Annotated in this window: 25 protein-coding genes and 2 tRNA genes; 8 read left to right on the top strand and 19 right to left on the bottom strand. The window is 59.8% G+C overall.

The features are described from left to right. Window positions 1–2: 2 nt before the first annotated feature. From rpsR to alr, 5 genes are all read left to right on the top strand, one after another. A complete protein-coding gene (rpsR, locus tag BM254_RS14265) occupies window positions 3–233 on the top strand; it encodes a 30S ribosomal protein S18 (RefSeq protein WP_008937282.1) in 231 nt (76 codons plus the stop codon). A 25-nt stretch (window positions 234–258) separates the two neighbouring features. Continuing rightward, complete coding sequence (locus BM254_RS14260; protein WP_092005087.1) at window positions 259–1125, top strand: hypothetical protein; 867 nt, start codon at window positions 259–261, stop codon at window positions 1123–1125. 20 nt (window positions 1126–1145) lie between these two features. After that, window positions 1146–1592 carry a 50S ribosomal protein L9 gene (rplI, locus tag BM254_RS14255; RefSeq protein WP_092005084.1) on the top strand — a complete coding sequence of 149 codons (447 nt, stop codon included), beginning with the start codon at window positions 1146–1148 and terminating at the stop codon, window positions 1590–1592. Between the two features lie 138 nt (window positions 1593–1730). Beyond that, the gene (gene dnaB / locus BM254_RS14250; RefSeq protein WP_092005082.1) at window positions 1731–3137 is read left to right on the top strand and encodes a replicative DNA helicase; all 1407 of its coding nucleotides are present in this window, start codon (window positions 1731–1733) and stop codon (window positions 3135–3137) included. Continuing rightward, the gene (gene alr, locus BM254_RS14245) at window positions 3137–4213 is read left to right on the top strand and encodes an alanine racemase (protein WP_092005079.1); all 1077 of its coding nucleotides are present in this window, start codon (window positions 3137–3139) and stop codon (window positions 4211–4213) included. Before dnaB ends, alr begins: the two co-directional genes overlap by 1 nt. Window positions 4214–4227: 14 nt before the next feature. Here alr and BM254_RS14240 read toward each other — a convergent pair whose 3' ends face one another. Then, complete coding sequence (locus BM254_RS14240) at window positions 4228–4584, bottom strand: hypothetical protein (protein WP_092005076.1); 357 nt, start codon at window positions 4582–4584, stop codon at window positions 4228–4230. A 162-nt stretch (window positions 4585–4746) separates the two neighbouring features. Between BM254_RS14240 and BM254_RS14235 the strand changes: the two genes are divergently transcribed. After that, window positions 4747–5622: a sugar nucleotide-binding protein gene (locus tag BM254_RS14235; protein ID WP_092005073.1), complete on the top strand. Its 876-nt coding sequence runs from the start codon at window positions 4747–4749 to the stop codon at window positions 5620–5622. 105 nt (window positions 5623–5727) lie between these two features. Here the strand turns inward: BM254_RS14235 and fnr are convergent, their stop codons facing one another. From fnr to ylqF, 3 genes are all read right to left on the bottom strand, one after another. Continuing rightward, window positions 5728–6477, bottom strand: a complete 750-nt coding sequence (fnr, locus tag BM254_RS14230) for a fumarate/nitrate reduction transcriptional regulator Fnr (protein WP_092005070.1) — start codon at window positions 6475–6477, stop codon at window positions 5728–5730. A 135-nt stretch (window positions 6478–6612) separates the two neighbouring features. After that, window positions 6613–7821, bottom strand: a complete 1209-nt coding sequence (fabB, locus tag BM254_RS14225) for a beta-ketoacyl-ACP synthase I (protein ID WP_092005067.1) — start codon at window positions 7819–7821, stop codon at window positions 6613–6615. Between the two features lie 118 nt (window positions 7822–7939). Next, window positions 7940–8827 carry a ribosome biogenesis GTPase YlqF gene (gene ylqF / locus BM254_RS14220; protein WP_092005063.1) on the bottom strand — a complete coding sequence of 296 codons (888 nt, stop codon included), beginning with the start codon at window positions 8825–8827 and terminating at the stop codon, window positions 7940–7942. Between the two features lie 242 nt (window positions 8828–9069). On the opposite strand from ylqF, the gene BM254_RS14215 reads away from it, so the two are divergent. After that, window positions 9070–9525 carry a Spy/CpxP family protein refolding chaperone gene (locus BM254_RS14215; RefSeq protein ID WP_092005060.1) on the top strand — a complete coding sequence of 152 codons (456 nt, stop codon included), beginning with the start codon at window positions 9070–9072 and terminating at the stop codon, window positions 9523–9525. A 106-nt stretch (window positions 9526–9631) separates the two neighbouring features. Here the strand turns inward: BM254_RS14215 and lipA are convergent, their stop codons facing one another. Together lipA and BM254_RS14205 are read right to left on the bottom strand one after the other, a co-directional pair. Beyond that, window positions 9632–10681, bottom strand: a complete 1050-nt coding sequence (lipA, locus tag BM254_RS14210) for a lipoyl synthase (RefSeq protein WP_092005057.1) — start codon at window positions 10679–10681, stop codon at window positions 9632–9634. A 131-nt stretch (window positions 10682–10812) separates the two neighbouring features. Beyond that, on the bottom strand, window positions 10813–12090 hold the full coding sequence (locus BM254_RS14205; protein ID WP_092005054.1) for an O-acetylhomoserine aminocarboxypropyltransferase/cysteine synthase family protein: 1278 nt from the start codon (window positions 12088–12090) through the stop codon (window positions 10813–10815). A gap of 153 nt (window positions 12091–12243) precedes the next feature. On the opposite strand from BM254_RS14205, the gene BM254_RS14200 reads away from it, so the two are divergent. After that, entirely contained in the window at window positions 12244–12705 is a 462-nt protein-coding gene (locus BM254_RS14200) for a hypothetical protein (protein WP_139227085.1), read from the top strand. A 46-nt stretch (window positions 12706–12751) separates the two neighbouring features. On the opposite strand, the gene BM254_RS14195 is transcribed toward BM254_RS14200, so the two are convergent. The 13 genes from BM254_RS14195 to BM254_RS14135 all read right to left on the bottom strand — a co-directional run bounded on the left by BM254_RS14195 (window position 12752) and on the right by BM254_RS14135 (window position 22311). Next, complete coding sequence (locus BM254_RS14195) at window positions 12752–13966, bottom strand: serine hydrolase domain-containing protein (protein WP_092005048.1); 1215 nt, start codon at window positions 13964–13966, stop codon at window positions 12752–12754. A gap of 71 nt (window positions 13967–14037) precedes the next feature. Then, window positions 14038–14220 (bottom strand): hypothetical protein, encoded by a 183-nt coding sequence (locus tag BM254_RS14190; RefSeq protein WP_092005045.1) that lies wholly within the window; start codon window positions 14218–14220, stop codon window positions 14038–14040. Between the two features lie 87 nt (window positions 14221–14307). Beyond that, window positions 14308–14505: a hypothetical protein gene (locus BM254_RS14185; RefSeq protein ID WP_092005042.1), complete on the bottom strand. Its 198-nt coding sequence runs from the start codon at window positions 14503–14505 to the stop codon at window positions 14308–14310. Between the two features lie 142 nt (window positions 14506–14647). Then, window positions 14648–15007 carry a roadblock/LC7 domain-containing protein gene (locus BM254_RS14180; protein WP_092005039.1) on the bottom strand — a complete coding sequence of 120 codons (360 nt, stop codon included), beginning with the start codon at window positions 15005–15007 and terminating at the stop codon, window positions 14648–14650. 188 nt (window positions 15008–15195) lie between these two features. Beyond that, window positions 15196–15272: transfer RNA gene (locus BM254_RS14175), tRNA-Met, on the bottom strand. 92 nt (window positions 15273–15364) lie between these two features. Beyond that, window positions 15365–16456 (bottom strand): redox-regulated ATPase YchF, encoded by a 1092-nt coding sequence (gene ychF / locus BM254_RS14170; RefSeq protein ID WP_092005036.1) that lies wholly within the window; start codon window positions 16454–16456, stop codon window positions 15365–15367. An 84-nt stretch (window positions 16457–16540) separates the two neighbouring features. Further along, the gene (gene pth, locus BM254_RS14165) at window positions 16541–17131 is read right to left on the bottom strand and encodes an aminoacyl-tRNA hydrolase (RefSeq protein WP_092005033.1); all 591 of its coding nucleotides are present in this window, start codon (window positions 17129–17131) and stop codon (window positions 16541–16543) included. Window positions 17132–17152: 21 nt separating this feature from the next. Continuing rightward, complete coding sequence (locus tag BM254_RS14160; RefSeq protein ID WP_092005030.1) at window positions 17153–17794, bottom strand: 50S ribosomal protein L25/general stress protein Ctc; 642 nt, start codon at window positions 17792–17794, stop codon at window positions 17153–17155. Window positions 17795–17961: 167 nt separating this feature from the next. Next, complete coding sequence (locus BM254_RS14155; protein ID WP_092005027.1) at window positions 17962–18912, bottom strand: ribose-phosphate diphosphokinase; 951 nt, start codon at window positions 18910–18912, stop codon at window positions 17962–17964. 52 nt (window positions 18913–18964) lie between these two features. After that, window positions 18965–19039: transfer RNA gene (locus BM254_RS14150), tRNA-Gln, on the bottom strand. A 19-nt stretch (window positions 19040–19058) separates the two neighbouring features. Then, window positions 19059–19922 carry a 4-(cytidine 5'-diphospho)-2-C-methyl-D-erythritol kinase gene (gene ispE, locus BM254_RS14145; protein ID WP_092005024.1) on the bottom strand — a complete coding sequence of 288 codons (864 nt, stop codon included), beginning with the start codon at window positions 19920–19922 and terminating at the stop codon, window positions 19059–19061. Next, window positions 19919–20560, bottom strand: a complete 642-nt coding sequence (gene lolB / locus BM254_RS14140; RefSeq protein WP_092005021.1) for a lipoprotein insertase outer membrane protein LolB — start codon at window positions 20558–20560, stop codon at window positions 19919–19921. The genes ispE and lolB overlap by 4 nt, the downstream gene beginning before the upstream one ends. Then, window positions 20560–22311 carry a tetratricopeptide repeat protein gene (locus tag BM254_RS14135; protein ID WP_092005018.1) on the bottom strand — a complete coding sequence of 584 codons (1752 nt, stop codon included), beginning with the start codon at window positions 22309–22311 and terminating at the stop codon, window positions 20560–20562. The genes lolB and BM254_RS14135 overlap by 1 nt, the downstream gene beginning before the upstream one ends. Window positions 22312–22376: the final 65 nt, after the last annotated feature.

Below are 22376 nucleotides of genomic sequence, written 5' to 3'. Positions count from 1 at the left end.
TTATGGCTCGTTTTTTCAGACGTCGTAAGTTCTGTCGCTTCACGGCAGAAGGTGTTAAAGAGATCGATTACAAGGATCTGGACACCCTGAAAGGCTACATCACTGAAACCGGCAAGATCGTGCCCAGCCGCATCACCGGCACCAAAGCACGTTATCAGCGTCAGCTGGCTACCGCTATCAAGCGTGCCCGCTACCTGGCACTGCTGCCGTATACGGACAGCCACGATCACTAAGAACAGATAAACAGGATTTGGGGCCATGCGTGCACTCGCACAGTTTGTAATGCGCGGTCCCCTGCAGGCCGGCGGGGTTGCGGCAGTTACCACTGCGATACCTCTGCTGTTCTGGATAGGCGCAGCGGTAGTCGGCCTGGTGATTCTCAGGCTGGGTATCGGGCAGGGGCTGAGTATCGGTCTCTGGGCATTGCTTCCGGCGCTAGGCTGGAGCTGGTTCGGGCAGGACCCGACGGCTCTGGCGGTATTGCTCCAGACAATGCTGATGGCGTACATCCTCAGAACCACGCTGTCCTGGGAAAGAGCCCTCCTCGGAGGGAGCTTTCTGGCGATTGTCACGGGCCTGATGTTGCCCGTGCTCTATCCCGGCTTGCTGGACGATCTCGTTCAGGCCGGGGTGGAATTTTACGAGCAGTACAACGCCGAAGTGGCCCGTACCCTCGGGAGCGATCTCGAGAAGGTGATTCGGGACACGATGAACGCCAGCATGGCGGGTACCTACCTGGCAACTGCCGTGGGTATGACGATGCTGGCCAGGGCATGGCAGGCCGGGCTTTATAACCCCGGTGGCTTCCGGAAGGAATTCCATGCCCTGCGGCTGTCGCCGGTGGTGGCAGTGTTGTGTGCGGTGACCATGTTGATTGGTCCCCTCCTGGGCCTGAACTCGATGTTGCTGGCCTGGGCTGCGGGCACACCCCTGTTCCTGGCGAGTATCGCCCTGGTTCATGGCGTTGTTGGTCGTAAACAGCTGAGCGGGAACTGGCTGGCGATGTTCTACATCGCGCTGTTGCTGCTGGGCCCAAGCCTGATGATTCTGTTAGTGGTTATGGCTTTTGTGGATAGCTGGCTGGATATCCGGGGGCGTATCAAACCTGCCGGGCCGGCTGAATAAAGCACGAAGAGGTTAACGAGATGGAAGTTATTCTGCTCGAGAAAGTTGCAAACCTTGGCTCCCTGGGTGACAAGGTAAAGGTAAAGGCCGGTTACGGTCGTAATTTCCTGCTTCCTTATGGCAAAGCTGTACCTGCCACCGAAGCAAACCTGAAGGCGTTCGAAGAGCGTCGTGCCGAGCTTGAGAAGGCTGCTGCCGAGAAGCTGGCTGCTGCCCAGGCGCGTGCCGAGGCACTGGAAGGTGCTTCTTTCACCATCAGCTCCAAAGCCGGTGAAGAAGGCAAGCTGTTCGGTTCTATCGGTGTGCGCGACATTGCTGACGCGATCACTGCCGGTGGCACCGAAGTAGAGAAGAGCGAAGTGCGTCTGCCGGAAGGTCCGATCCGCGTGACCGGCGAGTACGACATCGAGCTTCAGCTGCACTCTGACGTTGAAGTCACCGTCAAGCTGGCGGTAGTTGCGGACTGATCCGCAGCAGGTCAATGTTAGGTCGGGGCAACCCGGCCGAGCTTGATTGAACGGGCCCGAACCGGAGACGGTTTCGGGCCCGTTTGTTTCTGGTATTCTTATCAGTTCCTGAGCTTACCTCAATCCTGAAGCGTTCTTATGGCCAAGCCCAATCTGAAACCTGCCAGTACCGACCTGGAAACCAGCCGCATCAAGGTGCCTCCGCATTCGGTGGAAGCCGAGCAGGCCGTCCTCGGTGGCCTGATGCTCGATAACCGCCGGTTCGACGAAATTGCCGAGGTCATCTCGGCCGCGGATTTCTATCGTCAGGATCATCGCCTGATCTTCGGCGCTGTCGAGCGCCTGGCCAGTGAAAGCGAACCGCTGGATGTGGTGACCCTGGCCGAGTTTCTGGAGCGGGCCGGCGATATTGAGGACGCCGGCGGTTTATCCTACCTGGCCGAGCTGGCGGAAAAGACCCCCGGTGCTGCCAACATTCGAGCCTATGCTGACATCGTTCGCGAGCGCTCGATCCTGCGACAGCTGGTGGAAGTGTCCGGCCAGATCTCCGATTCCGCCTTCAACCCCCTGGGGCGCACCAGTAACGAGATCCTGGACGAGGCCGAGCGAAATGTCTTCCGGATTGCCGAATCCCGTAACAAGGAAGGCTCTGGCCCGAAGGCCATCAACCCGATCCTGACCCAGACCCTGAGCCGGATCGAGGAATTGTTCGAGTCCGGTGAACAGACTACCGGCCTGACCACCGGTTTCCGGGATCTGGACGAGAAGACCTCGGGTATGCAGCCGGCAGACCTGATCATCGTGGCGGGCCGCCCCTCCATGGGTAAGACCACCTTCGCCATGAACATTGTCGAGAACGCCCTGATCAGCACCGGCACGCCGGTCCTGGTATTCAGTATGGAGATGCCGGCGGACGCCCTGGCCATGCGTATGATCTCCTCCCTCGGGCGCATCGACCAGACCAAGGTCCGCGGCGGCAAGCTCGAGGAAGACGACTGGCCCCGGCTGACCTCCGCCGTGAGCCTGCTCAAGGACAAGCCCCTGTATATTGATGACACCCCCGGTTTGAGCCCCACGGAAATGCGTTCTCGCGCCCGCCGTATCGCGCGTGAGAATGACGGCAAGCTGGGCCTGATCATGGTGGATTACCTTCAGCTGATGCGGGTGCCGGGAAATACCGAGGGGCGGACGGCAGAGATCTCGGAAATCTCCCGGTCCCTGAAGGGGATCGCCAAGGAGCTGAGCTGCCCGGTGGTGGCTCTTTCCCAGCTGAACCGGAGCCTGGAGCAACGGCCCAACAAGCGGCCGGTAAACTCGGATCTGCGGGAATCCGGTGCGATCGAGCAGGATGCCGACGTCATCATGTTCGTGTACCGGGACGAGGTCTATAACGAGGATACGCCGGACAAAGGCATCGCCGAAATCATTATTGGTAAGCAGCGGAACGGCCCCATCGGTACCGTGCGTCTGGCCTTCATCGGCAAGTACACCAAGTTCGAGGACCTCGCCCACGGCGATTACAGCGATTACGGTGACGACTACTGATGCCCCGCAGCACCATCGCCCGAATCGATTTGCAGGCGCTCCGGGACAATTTTGCCCTGGCGCAGAAACTGGCCGGAAGCGCCCGGGCCATGGCCGTGGTCAAGGCCGATGGCTATGGCCACGGTATACGGCAAGTGGCGTTGGCGCTGGCGGAAATGGCGCCCAAGTACGCCGTGGCGTGCCTGGAAGAGGCGCTGGCCATCCGTGATGCGGGCCTCCGGCAACCGGTGGTTCTGCTGCAGGGTGTGCATGAAGAAGGGGACCTCTCAGGTTGCCTCGCGCACGGGTTCGAACCGGTATTGCACAGCCAGGCCCAACTGAAGTGGCTGGAATGTTGCGGTGACCGACCGGACTTCTGGCTCAAGGTGAACAGTGGCATGAATCGCCTGGGCTTCCGGCCGGCGGAGTTGCCCGATGTGATGGCGGCGATCGACGCCATGGGAGCCCGCCCCCGATTGTTGGGGTTTGTCACCCATTTTGCCTGCGCGGACGACCCCTCAAGTACCCGGACGGCCGAGCAGACCGAGTGTTTCGTTCAGGGCACCGCAGCCTGGCCGGAGCTGATGCGCAGCGTCGGCAACTCCGCGGCGCACTTTCTTCCCGGCCAGCCTCTGTTTGACTGGAGCCGGCCTGGCATCATGCTTTACGGCGGCTCTCCGTCTGTCGGCAAGATCGGTCCGGAGCTGGGTCTGAAGCCGGTGATGACCCTGGAAGCGCCCCTCATCAGCACGCGAATTGTGAAGGCAGGGGAGGCCGTGGGCTATGGCTCCGCCTGGGTGGCCGAACAGGACACGCCCATGGGCATGGTGGCCATCGGCTATGGCGACGGTTATCCGCGACACGCCGGTACCGACACCCCCGCAGCGGTGGGTGGCCAGCGCATCCGGCTGATTGGCAGGGTCTCGATGGATATGCTGGCGGTGGATCTCACCAACGCGCCGGACGCCCGGCCGGGCGACAGGGTGGAGTTGTGGGGCGAGACGGTGGGCGTGGATGAGGTTGCAACCTGCGCCGGCACCATCTCCTATGAACTGATGACCGGTATTACCGCCCGGGTACCGCGGGAATACCGGTAACGCCCGGCCGCAGCTCAGCCTGCTTCCGGTTCGTGAATGATCTCCTCGATGAAATCGAGGATGGCAGCAAGGCTGCGGTCGTCGAGCTTTTTCAGCACCTTGTGGACCACCATCTTGCTGCCCTTGAGCATACTGCTGATGCCCATTTTTGCCATGCCCAGCATCATGCTGCTGGCCTTGAGGCGGCGTAGGGGTTCCAGGAAGAAGAAGTCCAGGCCTTCCTCGGTCAGTTCGACGATCAGCTCGTAGAGCTTGTCGATTGCTTCTTTATCGGCCTTGCCGCGTTCGCGGAGTTCACCCACGGTGTACAATGCACGGGTCCGGAGTTCGTCCGGTATCGGCGCGACAATATGGCTCTGTTGTTTCAGCATGTGGCTTCCCGTTGTTGTATGCTCTTGAAAGAGATAGCAAAGAAATTAGACGCTGGCGTGTCAGGCCGAGTGTTATTCTAAGAGGCCCGGCCAACAAACCATTGGCCTTACCGTTTCGGGCCGTCCGTCACCCAAGTGAAAACCTGGAGGCATTGATTCCTCGTGCACGTACTTGTTGTCCATGACTACGGCCCCCTCGGGAAAGTCCTGCTGGAGCGCCTGCGGGAAACCCACCTGCAGATCAGTCCGCTGCTGGTCAGTGACGCCGCCAGTGCCGATCTCAATGCCCTGGATAACTGGATTCCCGAGGACACCGACCTGATCGTCAACGCCCTGTGGTTGGCCGACCCGGAAGTGGCGCAGAGGGACCCTGAGGACACCCACAAGGCAGCGTTCTCGTTGCCGGTGGCCATGGCCGAGTATGCCCGGGAGCACGGCATTGCGCTGTTCCAGCTGTCATCCTGCTATGTCTTCGACGGCCGCAAGCAGAGTGGGTACATCACCTCCAATCCGGGCCAGCCCATGAACGAGCTGGGGAACTGGCAGTGGGAGTGCGAGCAGGCGTTACGGTCACTGCTGCCGAGGCACATCATTCTCCGCACCGGCTGGAGTCTGGCCCGCTTCATTCGCAAGGTGCAGGCCAGCACGGCCGCCGGCGAGACCCTGTCGCTGCCGGGACGGTGCCGGGGGCAGCCGGTTGCCGTCAAGGACCTGGCGCGGGTCATGACCGCGGTCATCCTGCAGCTGGACTGTGGTGCCGAGGTATGGGGTACCTATCAGTACGCCGGCGCCGAGGAGATCAATCTCTATGAGCTGGGGCTGGCGATTGCCGGTCTGCCCGGCATTCCTGAAGGGATACGGGTCGTCGATGAGGTTCCGGACTGGGGTCACCTGGAACCGGTGAACACCACGATGATCTGTACCAAGATCCGCAACACCTTTGGCGTCAAGCAGCAACCCTGGCGTTCCGGGCTGGTGGAGGAGTTGGCGATGCTGAAGAAGCGGGAAGGGAAGGAAACGACGGAGACAGCCGGGTAGGTTGAAGATAGCGTCGATGAAAATGGGGTCAGAAGAAAGCTTTCTTCTGACCCCGTCTTACTCGTCTAACCCCGTCTTAAATCTTCTGACCCTGCGTTAACCGTCTTACTGGCAACCCTGGCGGGAAAACTCCCGGGTGACGGTCTGCAGGGCTTCCACGTCCAGTAGCTCCACTTCCCGGCCGCGGGCGCGGATCAGGCCCTGGTTCTGGAAGCGGGTGAACACGCGGCTGACGGTCTCTACCGCCAGGCCCAGGAAGTTGGCAATGTCGTTCCTGGCCATCGGCAGACTGAAATTGGTCGGCGACAGCCGGCGGCGCTGGAAGCGGCTGGAAAGGGACAGCAGCAGGGCGGCGATGCGCTCCTCCGCGGTATTCTTGCTCAGCAGCATGGCCAGTTGATGGCTGTTCTGGATCTCCTGGCTCATCAGGTGGTACATGTGGTGCTGCAGCTCCGGCATCTTGCCGGTCAGCTCTTCCAGCTTCTCGATCGGGAACTCGCAGACACTGGTTCGCTCCAGGGCCTTCGCCGTGCAGGCGTAGGTCTCTCCGCTCATGCTGTCCAGCCCTACCAGCTCACCGGGCATAAAGAAGCCTGTGACCTGTTCCTCGCCACCTTCGGTAATGATGGAGGTCTTGATGGAACCACTCTTCACTGCAAAGCAGGAGCGGAATGGGGTGCTCTGATCAAAGATGTGCTCACCGCGATTGAAGATCCGTCCCTGTTGGACGATGTCTTCCAGGCGCTCGAGGTCGTTTTCTTCAACAGCCAGGGGCAGGCAAAGGTTGCTCAGACTGCACTCGTGACACGAGGCTTTGAGGGGCGAGTTCTTACGAATGGGGATTGCTTGCGCCATAACGGATGAACCGTCCAAATTGATCCATATCAACCTCGTACCTTAATACGTATAGCGCCCTTTGCCAATGATCAATCGCATGGCGGGCCAGAAATTTACCAGCGGTGGCGGCTCTTGACCGCCACCGCTGGTGGGTCAGATCTTCTCGAAAATCAGGGAAGCGTTGGTGCCGCCGAAGCCGAAACTGTTCGACATCACGCAATCCAGCGCCATATCGCGGGCCTCGGGGCCCACAATGGGCAGATCCCGGATCTTTTCATCGGCATCGAGCAGGTTCTTGGTGCCGGCTGCAAATCCGTGTTGCAGCATCAGCAGGGAGTAGATGGCTTCCTGGACGCCGGCAGCACCGAGTGAGTGCCCGGACAGGGATTTGGTAGAGGAGATGGCCGGAATATCGCTGCCAAAGGTGTTCTTCACCGCGCCCATCTCTGCCACATCGCCCACCGGGGTGCTGGTGCCGTGGGCATTGATGTACTGGACCTTGCCGCGAATGGTGGCCATGGCCTGTTCCATACAGCGTTTGGCACCCTCGCCGGAGGGGGCAACCATGTCGTAGCCGTCGGAGGTGGCGCCGTATCCGGTCAGCTCGGCGATGATGTTGGCTCCGCGTTTCTTCGCATGCTCGTATTCCTCGAGCACCACCATGCCGCCGCCACCGGCGATAACAAAGCCGTCACGGCCGCTGTCGAACGGGCGCGAAGCGGTTTCCGGCGCGTCGTTATACTTGGTGGAGAGCGCACCCATGGCGTCAAACATCATGGTGAGGCTCCAGTCTTCCTCTTCACCACCGCCGGCGAAGATGATGTCCTGTTTGCCGGACTGGATCTGTTCCATGCCGTGACCAATGCAATGGGCGCTGGTGGCGCAGGCCGAGGACATGGAATAGTTCACACCGCGGATCTTGTAGGCGGTGGCCAGGCAGGCGGAGACGGTGCTGGTCATGATCCGGGGCACCATGTAGGGCCCGATCCGCTTCACGCCGCGTTCGCGCATGGTGTCCGTGGCTTCCACCTGGCTGGAGCAGGAAGCTCCGCCGGACCCGGCGATCAGGCCGGTGCGGTCATTGGAGATCTGTTCTTCGCTCAGCCCGGCCTGGGCAATGGCCTGCTCCATCGACAGGTAGCCATACATGGCAGCAGGGCCCATGAACCGGCGTACCTTGCGATCGATCACGGAGGTGTCTACGTCAATAGAGCCGGAAACCTGGCTGCGAAACCCCTTGTCCTTGTAGGTTTCATTGAAACGAATGCCGGACTTGCCGTTTTGCAGGCTGTCCAGGACCTCTTCCAGGGAATTCCCCAGACAGGAAACGATACCCATACCAGTGACGACGACGCGTCTCATGCTCTTCCTCCTTCAGTGGCTGCCGATCAGCAAGCCAGCAAGACATTGACAATATTTGACAGTGTAGGCCCTTTGCCTCCCCGGTTATATTTGACCTTGGTACGGGGAGTTGAAGTTTTCATTTTTTCTCTGCCTTGCGAGCCTCCTCTTCGGCAGCAACCCGGGCTTCCTGCTCAACCATTTCCGGCGTTTCCAGGGAGATCCGGCCCAGAGTGCCGGAACGGAACTCGTTCAGCAGCACCTCGGCCACCTTGTGCAGGTCCGGTATGCCGCCACGGGCGAAGAACCGTCGTTTCGCGGCAATGGCGTCCATCAGGCCGAGGCCGTCCGGCGGTAACTCGGCAAGCCCATAGCGGGCCCGAACGAGTTCCGGATAGGCCTCAAGCAGGTAATCGGCCTCGAACAGGGCAACATCCTCGAAATCCAGTACGGCACTGCGAATGGCCCCGGTAATGGCGAGGCGGTAGCCGCAGGCCTCCGGTGATAGCTTCGGCCAGAGAAAGCCCGGGGTGTCATATAGCAGGATGTTTCCCGGCAGTTTGATGGCCTGCTGGGCCCGGGTGACCGCCGGCTCGTTGCCGGTTTTCGCCACCGGCCTGGCGGCCAGGGTATTGATGATGGTGGATTTGCCGACATTGGGTATACCCAGGATCATCACCCTCAGTGCGCTCTTCTGGCGGTCGTGGTCCGGGGTCATCTCCCGGGCAAGCTTGAGGATGTCCAGGGCCTCGCCGCGCTGGTTGTGGGTCAGGGTAATGGCCCGGACGCCACGCTCTTTTTCCAGCCAGGCCTGCCAGCGCCTGGTGATCTCCGGGTCCGCCAGGTCCCGTTTGTTCAGAACCTTGATCAGCGGTGTATCGCCACGCAGGGACGGGACCAGCGGATTTTCGCTGCTGAAAGGAATGCGCGCATCCAGAACCTCGATGATCAGGTCCATCTGGGGCATTACCTTCTTGATCTCCTTGCGGGCCTTGTGCATGTGCCCGGGAAACCAGTTAATCGCCATCTTATATACTCCGGCAGTGTTCAGTCGGCGCCATTATGAAGGGGAATGGATAAAGTTTCACATTTCATTGAATCCGCGTGTGTGGCGGGTTCAGGGGTGATTGGGTGAGATGTGTGTACAAAAAAGGGGGACATCGGGATGAAATTCCCGGCCTGGATGTTTTAGGGTGTACCACCTGAACCGTGAAATTAACGAATGTTGGTGGTTTTTTTGGTAGTGGCCACCCCAAAACGGAGATGTTTATGAAGCTTGTAAAATTCCTGGGAACCGCCCTTGTGGCACTGAGCTTTTCCGCCCCGTCCTTCGCACAGCAGGCAGCTGGCGGCCAGCCGGACCAGGTGGATCAGCTGGCGCAGATGGTAGGCCTGTCCGATGACCAGCAGACAGAGATCCGTGGCATTCTGGACGAGATGCAGGGCAAGATCGGCCAGTTGCGCCAGGAAGCTCAGCAGATCCAGCAGCAGATGCAGGCAGAGATCAAGGCGGACTATGACGAAGCAGCGATCCGTGAAAATGCCGAGGAGCTGGGTGACCTGACCGGCGAAATCGCCGCGCTTTCCACGCTCATGCAGGCCAAGGTGGACAGCGTGTTTACCCAGGAACAGCGTGACGAGCTGGACAAGCGCATGCAGCAGATGCAGCAGCAGATGCAACAGCAGCGTCAGATGATGCAGCAGCAACAGCAGCAGGGCCAGTAATCCGGGCCCACAACCCCGGCCACGGAGCACCCTGGCCGGAGTTGGCATAAAAAAAATCCCCCGCCGGAGCTGTCCGTACGGGGGATTTTTTATGGAAGGTCGTCTGTCAGTCGACGGCCTTCACCGGGATCTGCATGGCATTGTCCGGCTTGGGGACGTCCGGCACGGCCAGGCCCAGGTTGTTCTTGTCGAACACCTTGTCGGCGCGGTAGCTGGAGCGCACCATCGGGCCGGAAGGCACTTCCATGAAGCCTTTCTCCAGGCCGATTTCACGGTAGCGGTTGAACTCCTCGGGGGTGACGTAACGCTCCACCGGCAGATGGTTCGGGGTCGGGCGCAGGTACTGGCCCAGGGTGAGGATGTCGACCCCGATTGCACGCAGGTCGTCCATGGTCTCGAGGATTTCCTCTTCGGTCTCGCCCAGGCCCAGCATCAGGCTGGTCTTGGTGAGTACATCCGGCCGGTGCTTCTTGGCATGGGCCAGCACGCTCAGGGTTTTCTCATAGCCGGCCCGCGGATCGCGCACGCGGCTGGTCAGGCGCTTGACGGTTTCCACATTCTGGGCGAAGACGTCCAGCCCGGAATCCACGACCTTTTCCACGTCGCTCATCACCGCATCGAAATCCGGGGTCAGGGCTTCCACGGCCACTTCCGGAGTGCGCTGCTTGATGGCGGCCACGCAAGCGGCGTAGTGGGCGGCACCGCCATCGTCCAGGTCATCCCGGTCGACGGAGGTCAGCACGATATAACGCAGCCCCATCAGTTCCACCGACTTGGCGGTGTTCTCGGGTTCGTCCCGGTCCAGCCAGCCTTTGGGATTGCCGGTATCCACCGCGCAGAACTTGCAGGCACGGGTGCACACAGAGCCCATCACCATGATGGTGGCGGTGCCATTGGTCCAGCACTCGCCGATGTTCGGGCAATGGGACTCCTGGCACACGGTACTCAGGCGGTGTTCACTGACATTGCGGCGCACCGCATCATAACGCTCGCCGCCGGGCATGCGTGCCCGCAACCACTTGGGCTTGCGCTCCACCGGCTTTTCTTCCGTGCTTGCGGAGGCGGTGCGTTTGACGCCGTCCTTGATGGCGGAGAATCCATGCTCGCTGCGGAATTTGGTACCACTGGTGACGCGGGGCTTTGCGCTTTCGCTCATTGACCGGAGACTCTCATATGAAAGGTATGGAGAACTCTAAAGGTTAAAGCGAGGAGGGCGTAGTTACAAGGCGGGTACGGGCAATCACGGGGTGTCCGGGCACGACATTGGTCGTACCCGGATGAGATAAATCAAGCCTGGGATTTTTCCAGGGCCTGCGTGATGTCGGCAATGATGTCATCGGCGTGTTCAATGCCAATGGACAGGCGTACCAGGTCCTCGCTGACACCCGCGCTCTTCAGTTCCTCGGGGTTCAGCTGGCGGTGCGTGGTGGTGGCCGGGTGACAGGCCAGGGACTTGGCATCGCCGATGTTCACCAGGCGCAGGATCATGTCCAGGGCGTCGATGAATTTGGCGCCGGCATCACGGCCACCCTTGATGCCGAAGCTAAGGATGCCGGAAGCCTTACCCCCGCAGATCTTGTCACAGGTGGCCTTGTAGGGGCTGTTGGCCAGCCCGGCATAGTTCACCCATTCCACCGCGGGATGGTCCTGGAGGAACTGTGCAACCTTCTCGGCATTCTCGCAGTGGCGTTCCATGCGCAGCGCCAGTGTTTCCAGGCCCTGCATGATCAGGAAAGCGTTGAAGGGTGACAGCGCCGATCCGGTGTTGCGCAGCGGCACCACCCGGCAGCGACCGATAAAGGCGGCTTCGCCGAGTGCTTCGGTGTAGACCACACCGTGATAGGACGGATCCGGTTCGTTCATCATGGGGAACTTGTCGGCACTGGCTTTCCAGTCAAACTTGCCGGAATCCACCACCACACCGGCAACCGTGGTGCCGTGGCCGCCGATGTACTTGGTCAGGGAGTGGATCACGATGTCTGCGCCGTGCTCGAACGGACGGCACAGGAACGGGGTCGCCACGGTGTTGTCGACGATCAGCGGAATACCATGCTTGTGGGCAATCTCGGCCCACTTCTGTATGTCCACCACGTTGCCCGCGGGGTTGCCGATGGATTCGCAGAACAGGGCTCGGGTCTGGTCGTCGATGGCATTCTCGACGGCCTCGAAATCGTCGTGGGGCACCATCTTGCACTCGATGCCCTGGTTGGGCAGGGAGTGGGCGAACAGGTTGTAGGTGCCGCCATAGAGCTGGCTGGTGCTGACGATGTTGTTGCCTACCTTGCAGATAGTTTGCAGGGCGTAGGTGATTGCCGCCATGCCGGATGCCACGGCGAGGGCGCCAATACCGCCTTCCAGGGCTGCCATCCGCTCTTCGAGCACCGCATTGGTGGGGTTCATGATGCGGGTATAGATGTTGCCCTGAACCTTCAGGTCAAACAGGTCGGCACCGTGCTGGGTATCATCGAAGGTGTAGGAGGTGGTCTGGTAGATCGGCGTGGTGGCCGCCTTGGTGGTCGGGTCGCTCTTGAAGCCTGCGTGAAGGGCGAGAGTTTCCGGTTTCATCGCAACATTCCTTGCTGGTGAGTTTTTGTTGATCGGATCAGGACACCGAGTATGCCACAGGGAATGGAACCGGAGCACAGTCCCAAACGTCATATTGTTATAAGACGTATGTGTTTTGATGCAAAACTCACCTACCTGAATAAGGAAGATTCAATGAAACTGACACTGATTCGCTCCACCGTTGTGGCGTCCGGTCTCCTGCTGGGCGGCAGCCTGGTTTCGGCACCGGTTCTGGCGCAATCCGAAGCGGCTGATAATGGCCAGCAGGCGGAAGAGATGCTCAAGAAGGGCAAGGGTAAATCGGACGAGGCCAAGGGCAAGGGTCGGGAAAAAGCCGGCGAGATGCGCGAGCGCTCCGAGGAGGAGATGGAAAAACGTGAGCGCGCTGAGGAGAGCGCTGACCGGGCCAAGGGCGACGCGGAGCGTGAACGCGAACGCCTGGAGGAGGAAGAACGTTCACGGGAGCGCAGCGAAGAGAAAGCGCAGGGCAAGGGCGAAGGCGGTAACCGTGACAACGAAAACCGCCAGGCAGATCCCGCCTCCAAGGGCAGCGAGCAGGGCCAGGCCAAGAAACAGGAGAAGTCCAAGGCCTGGTGGAACTTCTGGAGTGACTGAGTGACCGGTTACCGTATGAACGAAGCCCGCGCATCCGCGGGCTTTTTTATACCAGTGCCCCGTGCACCATGGCCCGGAGTTCCTGGCGGACCGGATAGGATGAGGACGGCATCAGCTGGGTCATGAAGATCATGACCATATCCTCCTTCGGGTCCACGAAGAAGTTGGTGCTGGCCAGGCCGCCCCAGCCGAATTCGCCCTCCGAGCCGTTGGTCAGGGACTTCGCCACATCTGTTTTCACCGAGAATCCGAGCCCGAACCCGCTGCCCTCATAGGGTGTTTCGCTGAACGCACCAATGGACAGTGCCGGCAGATCCCGGTTGCCGGGCAGGTGGTTCCGGCGCATAAACTCCAGGGTCTTGCGGCCAATGATCCGCTGGCCACGGTACTCGCCGCCCTGACACAGCGCCTGGGCAAAACTGTGATAGTCATCGATGGTGGAGACCAGCCCCCCACCGCCGGAGAGGAACCTGGGCGGTTTACTGAACCTGGAGCGATCCGGGTCGTCCTGGAGTTTCATGGTGTCCCCGGGCTGGTGCAGGTAGCAGGCGGCAAAGCGATCAAGCTGATCCGGCCGGACCTGGAAGCCGGTGTCCATCATGCCCAGTGGCGCGAAAATATGTTCGCGGAAGTAGTCGTCCAGGGGTTTATCGGCCAGCAGCTGGACCAGGTAGCCCACCACATCGGTTGACACCGAGTAATTCCATGCGGTGCCGGGCGAAAACTCCAGCGGCAGCTCGGCCAGCCGGTCCACCAGTTTGTCCAGGGTCAGAATCGAGCTTCCGTCGAGCTTGAGCTGACGGTAGGCGGCATCGACATTCGTCCGTTCCAGGAAGCCATAGGTCAGACCGGACATGTGCGTCAGCAGATCCCGGATGGTCATGGTGGTGGCCGCAGGCTCGGTTTCGAACTCCGGATAGGTTCCACCTTTATAGACGCGCAGATTGCGCCAGGAGGGGATGTACTTGTGGACCGGGTCATCCAGCAGGAACCGGCCCTGTTCGTACAGCTGCATCATCGCAATGGACGTGACCGGCTTGGTCATGGAATAGATCCGGAACAGGGTATCCCGCCGGGCCGGCCTGTTGCGCTCCACATCCATCAGGCCCTGGGCGTTCACCCAGACAATCTGGCCATGGCGGGCCACCAGGGTTACAGCACATGGCAGCTTGCCCGGACGAATGTATTGGTCCTCAAGGTGACGGCTGATTCGCTCCAGGCGTTCGAGCGACAGCCCGGCGACGACATCGGATTCCCGCATGGACAGATCCTGTGGTTAAAAGGGAAAGCTTAATTTATTCCCGGAGACGGGAGAAGTGCAGGGTAATAGGGTCAGACACGCCAGCGGCGATCCTGGCGGCGGCTACCCAGGTTCATGGACAGGAAGATGATTATGTAGGCCACGAGGATCGAGGCGCAGATAAACAGCGCCTGAGCCGGCCTTTCGGCAATGATCATCACAGCCGGGAAGGTAATGGCCAGAACCACAGCAAGTTCCAGGAAGATCTTTTTCATGTCGCTACAGGGATACACTGGTGAAAAGGCAGGCGATTGTACCCTGAGGGCCGCCGCAGACCATTGAGACTTTGGAATGAGACGGAGTCAGTCCTCTTCCTCGTTACCTTGTCTGTTCTGGTCCCGAAAGTAATCCTGGATGGACCCGGAGAAGAAAATGGCCACATACACCAGGAAGAGTCCGACGGAGATCACCAGCATCTTCAGGTCAAAGCCGGAAAACACCAGGGCGGAGACAAGGATCAGAATTGTGAGAAAGGCCACCTCTGCAGGAGATGTCTTCATGCGGGCCAGGTGCTCCCATCGGCATGTTGGTAGTGCTCCGCCGATGATAGGGCAATTGGGCGCAGGAGATTGTCAAAGGTTGTTTAAGGGATGTGCAATTATGCAAAAACTGGCCTGGCGATGAGACCTGGTTGCGATCCTGTCATAGAAGTTCATAGATTTTTCTGACGTATTTCCAAGCCAGAATCTGTACGGTTCCCGCGTTCAGGTTAACTGACGACAGGCAGGCAAGATAACCTTTGTCAAAAATTGGGAAAACCGTAACTCCGCCGGACTTTGAGCGAATATAAACTTCTTCGACATCCTCGTAATCGAGCTGGGTAATAATTTTTTCGCATACAACTTTCAGTTCGAGGAAAAGTGCTCCAAACAGGTTGGGGTCCTCGGCGTCGCCATAATGGGCGATAACCAATCCGTCAGAAGACACCACCATGCTGGATTTGATCTCTTTCGAGGCTTCGCACAGGTTTGTTAACTGTTTTTCGATCTCTGCGACAGACACTTTGGATTCCTGTGGGGGCAATTGAGCGGCAGGGCTAATTCCAGAAAGTTTTACATTACTATGTGCTTATTGTCTAACTGCTTTGTCGGCTGGGCTTTCCCTGGGGGGAATAATTTTGGGAGTGTTGCCACGGTGGAGGGCACATAAAAAAAGGGTTGCGATCGAAATCGCAACCCTTTTTGGAATACTGGTAGCAAGGGGCGGAGTCGAACCGCCGACCCCAGCATTATGAGTGCTGTGCTCTAACCAACTGAGCTACCTTGCCATTTCGCTTCGGGATACGCCCCAAACGAGGCGCGTATTTTCAGTATTCCGGCGTGTCCTGTCAAGGCCCTGAGCCGGAATTTTCCCGAAAAATTACACGTTGAAACGGAAGTGGATTACGTCACCGTCCTGAACGATGTAGTCCTTGCCTTCCAGACGCCATTTGCCGGCATCCTTTGCGCCCTGTTCGCCGTTGTACTGGACGAAGTCGTCGTAGCTCACCACCTCGGCACGGATAAAACCGCGCTCGAAGTCGGTGTGGATGACGGCAGCGGCCTGGGGGGCGGTGGCGCCGATCTTGACGGTCCAGGCGCGCACTTCCTTCACGCCGGCGGTGAAGTAGGTCTGCAGTCCCAGGAGGCTATAGCCGGCTCGGATCACCCGATCGAGGCCGGGCTCTTCCATCCCCATCTCCTCCAGAAACATCGCTTTCTCGTCATCCTCCAGCTCGGAGATTTCCGCTTCCAGCTTGTTGCAGATGGGTACCACGACGGCGTTCTCGGCGGCCGCGATTTCCCTCACGGTGTCCAGATGCGGATTGTTCTCGAAGCCGTCCTCGTTGACGTTGGCAATGTACATGGTGGGCTTGACGGTGAGCAGGCACAGTTCGCGGATCAGGGCCATCTGATCCTTGTCCAGGTTCATGCTGCGCACCGGTTTGCCCTCGTTCAGCACCGGCAGGAGTTTCTCGAACATCTCGAGCTGGGCCTTGGCTTCCTTGTCGCCACTCTTGGCTACGCGCTGAACGCGTTTGATGGCTTTCTCAACGGTGTCCAGGTCGGCCAGGGCCAGTTCGGTGTTGATGACCTCGATGTCGGACGCGGGATCAACCTTGTTGGCCACGTGGATGACGTTGCCGTCCTCGAAGCAGCGGACCACGTGGGCGATGGCATCGGTCTGGCGGATGTTAGCCAGGAACTGGTTGCCCAGGCCCTCACCCTTGGAGGCGCCTTCGACCAGGCCGGCGATGTCCACGAACTCCATGGCCGTGGGCACAACCCGCTCGGGCTTCACAATCTCTGCCAGCTTGTTCAGGCGCGGGTCCGGCATGGGGACCACGCCGGCATTCGGCTCAATGGTGCAGAACGGGAAGTTTTCGGCGCCGATACCGGATTTGGTCAACGCGTTGAACAGGGTGGATTTGCCGACGTTGGGCAGGCCGACGATGCCGCAGTTAAATCCCATGGAATGCCTCTGCTGGTACTGAAAAATTTGTGGCGGATTATACCGGTGTATCGGTATGGGTGCGAGTAAGGGGTTGTGCCTTGATCAGGGCCCGGGTTTGAAGCTGTGCAGCCGGTTCATGGCCGCTGCCAGTTTGCCGTTGGCGGCATCCGGGAGTACGCGCATGATTTCGTCAAAGACGGCGTTGAGCTGTTCGGTTTCCTGCTTGCCCAGCCGGCCGAGCACATAACCGGTCACCTTGCGGCTGTCGCCGGGATGGCCGATGCCGAGACGAAGGCGCTGAAAGCTGTTGGTGCCCAGGTGGGCAATGGTGTCCCGCAGGCCGTTGTGACCACCGTGGCCGCCGCCTTTCTTGAGTTTGGCGGTACCCGGAGGCAGGTCGAGCTCGTCGTGGGCGACCAGGATTCTCTCGGGGGGAATCTTGAAAAAGTCCGCTAATGCCTTGATCGCAAGGCCGCTGCGGTTCATGAACGTGGAGGGGTTCAGCAGATGCAGGTCGAGTCCCTGCCACTGAATGCGGGCGTAGAGCCCGTGGTATTTCCTTTCGGGGCGGAGCGTCTGGCCCGCATCGCGGGCCAGCGCTTCGACGAACAGGGCGCCGGCGTTGTGGCGGGTATTCTCGTAGTCTGGGCCGGGATTACCCAGTCCGACCACCATGACAATATCCTGTGCCATTCGCCGTTGCCCCCGGAGTGATTACTCCTCGCCGCCTTCTTCGCCTTCTTCACCTTCCTCGGCTTCGTCAACCTTGGCGCCGCGCGGCTTGTGGATAGCCACAACCGGCAGGTCGTGATCTTCGCCCTGCAGCAGAGCGGCGATCTTGACACCTTCCGGCAGTCTCAGGTCGCTCAGGTGAATTACCTGGTCCATCTCGACAGTAGCCATGTCGACTTCGATGAACTCGGGCAGGTTCTGCGGCAGACAGATCACTTCCACTTCGTTGATCTGGTGGTTGGCAACGCCGCCCTGCAGCTTGATAGCCGGAGCACTCTCTTCGTTAACGAAGTGCAGCGGTACGTTGACGTGGATCTCGTGGTCCTTGTCGACGCGCAGGAAGTCGGCGTGGGTCAGGATCGGCTTGTACGGATGACGCTGCAGGTCCTTCAGGATCACGCTCTCTTTCTTGCCGTTCAGTTCAACGGTCAGAACGTGGGAGAAGAACGCTTCGTTTTCCAGGGCCTTCTTCAGCTCGTTGTGCCAGATGGCAACGGGAGTAGCGTCTTTCCCGCCACCGTAGATGATGGCCGGGATCTTACGCTCCTCGCGACGCAGGCGGCGGCTCGCACCTTTCCCCTGGTCGTCACGAGGAAATGCTTCAATTACGAATTCCTGAGACATGGTTTTTACCTCACTCGTCATCTGAGCGGCCCGCGACCAGGCTCGGAACAGATGATGTTTCTGATGAAGCCGGGGTTTTCCCCGACTGACGAAAAGAGTCGGGAGCCCGTTGAGGCTCCCGACCCGAAAACTGCCTTGTTGGCCTGAGCTTACGGCGTCTGGCCGGCTCAGACGTTCTCGAACATGGCGCTGATGGACTCTTCGTTGCTCACGCGACGAATGGATTCGGCGAGCAGCCCAGCCATGGGGAGGACGCGGATTCTATCACAATTGCGGACTTTGTCATCCACCGGAATGGTGTCGCATACCACCAGTTCGTCCAGCTGTGAGGCATTGATGTTATCAATGGCCGGTCCGGACAGGACGGGGTGGGTGATATAGGCGATAACTTTTGCGGCACCGTGTTCTTTCAGGGCGTTGGCTGCCTTACACAGGGTGCCTGCGGTGTCGATGATGTCGTCAACGAGGATGCAGGTCTTATCCTTCACATCACCGATGATGTGCATGACCTGGGAGACGTTCGCTTTCGGGCGACGCTTGTCGATGATCGCCAGATCGGCGTCGTCGAGGCGCTTGGCCACTGCACGGGCGCGAACCACGCCGCCCACGTCCGGGGACACCACGACAAAATTCTCGAAACGTTGCTTCTCGATGTCCTCGAGCATCACGGGGGTGGCGTAGATGTTATCCACCGGGATGTCGAAGAACCCCTGAATCTGGTCTGCGTGCAGGTCCACGGTCAGAACACGATCCACGCCGATGCTGGAGATCATGTCGGCAACGACCTTGGCGCTGATGGCTACCCGGCTGGAGCGGACACGGCGATCCTGGCGGGCGTAGCCGTAATACGGGATAACCGCGGTGATACGCGTGGCGGAGGCGCGACGCAGGGCGTCAGCCATCACGATCAGTTCCATCAGGTTATCGTTGGTGGGGTAGCAGGTGGGCTGGATGATGAACACATCATGGCCCCGGACATTCTCATTGATCTCGACGGTGGTTTCCCCGTCGCTGAAACGGCCTACAGTGGCCTGACCCATGGGAATGTGAAGTTTCTTGGCAATATCCTGGGCAAGGGCCGGGTTGGCATTGCCAGCGAAAATCATCAGTTTGGACACGACAGCATCCTTCTCAGTATCGGCGTTTGATTCAGAAGAAGCGGGAGAAAGGTGGCTGGGGTGGCAGGATTCGAACCTGCGCATGACGGGATCAAAACCCGTTGCCTTACCACTTGGCGACACCCCAGTATCGTGCTTTTTTGGCATCATTTCAGCTCTGTCAGCTTTTGGTGAAGAGGCGATACGTTCACCCCTTTAGCTACGAACCCCGTGATGCCGGAGGGTTTGCTTTCCCAGATAATCCGGGCTGCGGATTCTGTCGGGAAACGTCCAAAAATGCAAGCCCCGGTTCCGGTTAATCTTGCAGGTCCGAATTGTGAAAGCCATTCCAGGCTCTGGTTAACCTCAGGATACAGTTTACGAACTACATCCTCACAGTCGTTTCGGTACCTCGAGGCGTCTCCCTCAAAAGCGGGCGCTATTTTGATTTTTGGGGTGTCCCTTGTCAACCCTTCTTCGGAAAAAATCTTTCCGGTGTTGATGTCGCAGGACGGCTTGAGCACCACGAACCAGTCCTCCGGTGGGTTCACCGGCGTGAGTTTTTCGCCCACGCCTTCGCCAAAGGCGGCATGACCCCGGACGAACACCGGTACATCTGCCCCCAGGTCCAGGCCGATCTCTGCCAGTTCATCGAGGCCGAGATCCATCTGCCAAAGATAGTTGAGCCCCAGCAGGGTAGTGGCGGCGTTCGAGCTGCCGCCGCCGAGGCCACCACCCATGGGCAGGCGCTTGACCAGGCTGATGGTGACTCCGGGCAGAGTGGTTGTGGCCCGGGCCTCCAGGGCGCGGGCGGCCCGGATAATGAGGTTGTCCTCATCCGCGACCCCCGGCACCGGTTCTGCCAGGCGAACGCCGGGCTGGTCGGGCGTCAGAGTGAAGGTGATGTCATCACCATAGTCCAGGAACTGGAACAGGGTCTGGAGCTCGTGATAGCCGTCAGGCCGGCGACCGACTATATGCAGGAACAGGTTGAGCTTGGCCGGCGAGGGCAGGGTGATCGAGGTGCTCATTGATCTTTCTCGAGATCGTGCCATTGGCCGATCACCATGCGGACCCGCTTCTCGCCTTTGAGGGCGGTAATCCGGGCGGGCAGCTCGGGATAGTCTGCCAGGAAGTCCTGCCAGCGGTCGTAGCGGATTTCCCAGCCGGCCTGGCGGATGATGGCTAACTGGTTCTGTTCGTCAAACAGCAGTCGGAAATCTCCGCCCGGTGCAGGCAGACCACGGATCCACCACACCAGGTTGTCGATGGGGAGCTGCCAGCCGGTGGCGGCCTCGACCAGTTCCTCCGGTTCACTGGAGCGGTAACTGTCGCCGTTGGGCAGGGTGAGCTCGATAAATCCGGGAACCCCCTTCAGCGAGGTGCTGCCCATGCCCAGGAAGGAAGATGAGAGAGCCAGGTCGTAGGCTTCGCCATCCTGGATCCAGTGGTTGATCAGAGCCGTGCCGCTGTCCGTGGGTTGGCGAACGGCCAGTTTGCCGGAGAGCTCCCATTGGTCGAACCGGCTCAGCTGGCGGGTTCTGTCGGCCCAGCCGGGGGGTGGCTGGTCGGTCATGCCCTCCGGTAAGGGTTCCAGTTGAATGGTGGTACAGGCTTGCAGCAGGGCGAGCAGGATCAGGGCCGTGACAAGTCTGGCGCCGGTGGCCATTACTGGTCTCCGTTACCGGTCAGTCGCTGTATGGTTTCGCGCAGGATCTCGTGGTCCGGGTCCTGGTCCAGGCCTTCCTGCCAGACGATCCGGGCCTGCTCTTCTTCACCAGCCATCCACAGGGCCTCACCATAGTGGGCGGCCACTTCCGGATCCGGATAGGCCTGCCATGCCTTTTTCAGGTATTCCAGGGCGGGTTGGAGCTGTCCCTCCTGGAACAGGACCCAGCCCATGCTGTCGAGGATGGCAGGATTTTCCGGGTCCAGGCGCAGGGCCCGCTCAATGTAGGTGCGGGCCTCCTCCAGGCGATCCGTGCGGGTGGTGAGGATGTAACCCAGTGCATTCAGCGCAACCGCGTTGTCCGGCTCGGCGTCGATGATCCGGCGCAGATCGGTCTCGGCGTTGTCCGGCTGGTCCAGGGTGTCGTAGAGCATGGCCCGGGCGTACCGCACCTGGACATTCTCGGGGAACTGATCCAAAGCCTCGGTGGCGGTTTCGAGTGCCCGCTGTTGCCGGTTCTCGTCCAGCAACAGGTTCACCTCCAGCAGCCAGAAGTTCTCCGCTTGCTTGGGGTGCGCCTCCCGCATGGTACGGATATGCTCGAGGGCTTCCGTTAAACGTCCTTCCTGCGCCAGAAGCGCGCTCGAGCGCGCCAGGGCCGGGAAGTAGTAATTGCCCTGTTCCACACTCTGGTAGTAACCGATCGCCTGTTCGGTATTGCCCTCCTGGTCCTCGATGCGGCCCAGGTAGTAGTTAGCTTCGTTGGTGTGATGGCCCTGTTCGACCAGGCGGGTCAGTTCCCTGCGCGCCAGTTCAAACTGTTCGTTTTCCAGGGCGACCAGGGCGTGGGACAGCCGCAGACCGGGAACCTCGGGGTAGCGCTTGACCAGCCGGTTGAATTCATCCTGCGCCGCTTGCAGTTCGCCTTCGTTGATGAGCATTCGCCCGTACAGCGTGCCCATCTGCCGGTTGGCCGGAAAACGACGGGTATTCACCATCATGTAATCCAGGGCCTGACGTTTCTCTCCGGTCTCATACAGCAGGTCGCCCTTGAGCACGATTGCCGGCTGGAAGTTCTCGTGTTTCTCCAGCAAGGGCTCCAGGCGGGCAAGGGCATCACGGGGCTGCCCCGACACTTTCATTAGCAGGGCGATGCTGTATTCCAGTTCGGGTGTGTCCGGATGGCGTTCGGCCAGTTGCCGGTACAGGGTCAGTAATTCCTGTTGCTGCTCCGGCGGCATGTTGCCGGCAATGACCGCCAGGCTGTCGAAGTCTGCGTCACCGCCCTGGTCCATGATGGTCTCCATGTGGCCAAGGGCGGTTTTCAGATCATTGCGTTTTACCGCCTGAATGGCGGAAACCCGGTGCGCCTGTGTGCTGTCCGGATTTACTTCGAGCCAGAGTTCGGCCAGTTGGGCCTGTGCGTTGTCACCGTTCAGGGACTGGGCTATGCGCATGGCCCGCTCGATGACGCCTTCATCCCGGGATTGCTGTGCGGCCTTGAGATAATGAACCAGGGTGACGTCGTAACGGCCACGTTGGGCGGCAATTTCGCCGCTCAGCAGGAGGTAAAGCACCTCGGGTTCGAAATCCGAGTACCCGATCTGCTGTTCTGCCGGCTCGGCTCGGGGCGTTTCGGGCTGCTGTGTGGCGGCCTCCTCCTCTGATCCGGACAGGCTGGCGCAGCCAGAAAGAGCAGTGAGGGTGGCGCCCATCAGACAGGTGGCCAAAAACGGTGCGGATTTGTGCATGCAACTTCCCGTTACTTGTCAACGACACATCAGAATGACCTGAACTTGAGGCAGATCGGGTCCCG

It is taken from the genome of Marinobacter pelagius, assembly GCF_900114925.1.
Taxonomy (GTDB): domain Bacteria; phylum Pseudomonadota; class Gammaproteobacteria; order Pseudomonadales; family Oleiphilaceae; genus Marinobacter; species Marinobacter pelagius.
The sequence above is the reverse complement of the archived record's forward strand: the minus strand, read 5'-3'. Positions and strand labels throughout refer to the sequence as shown.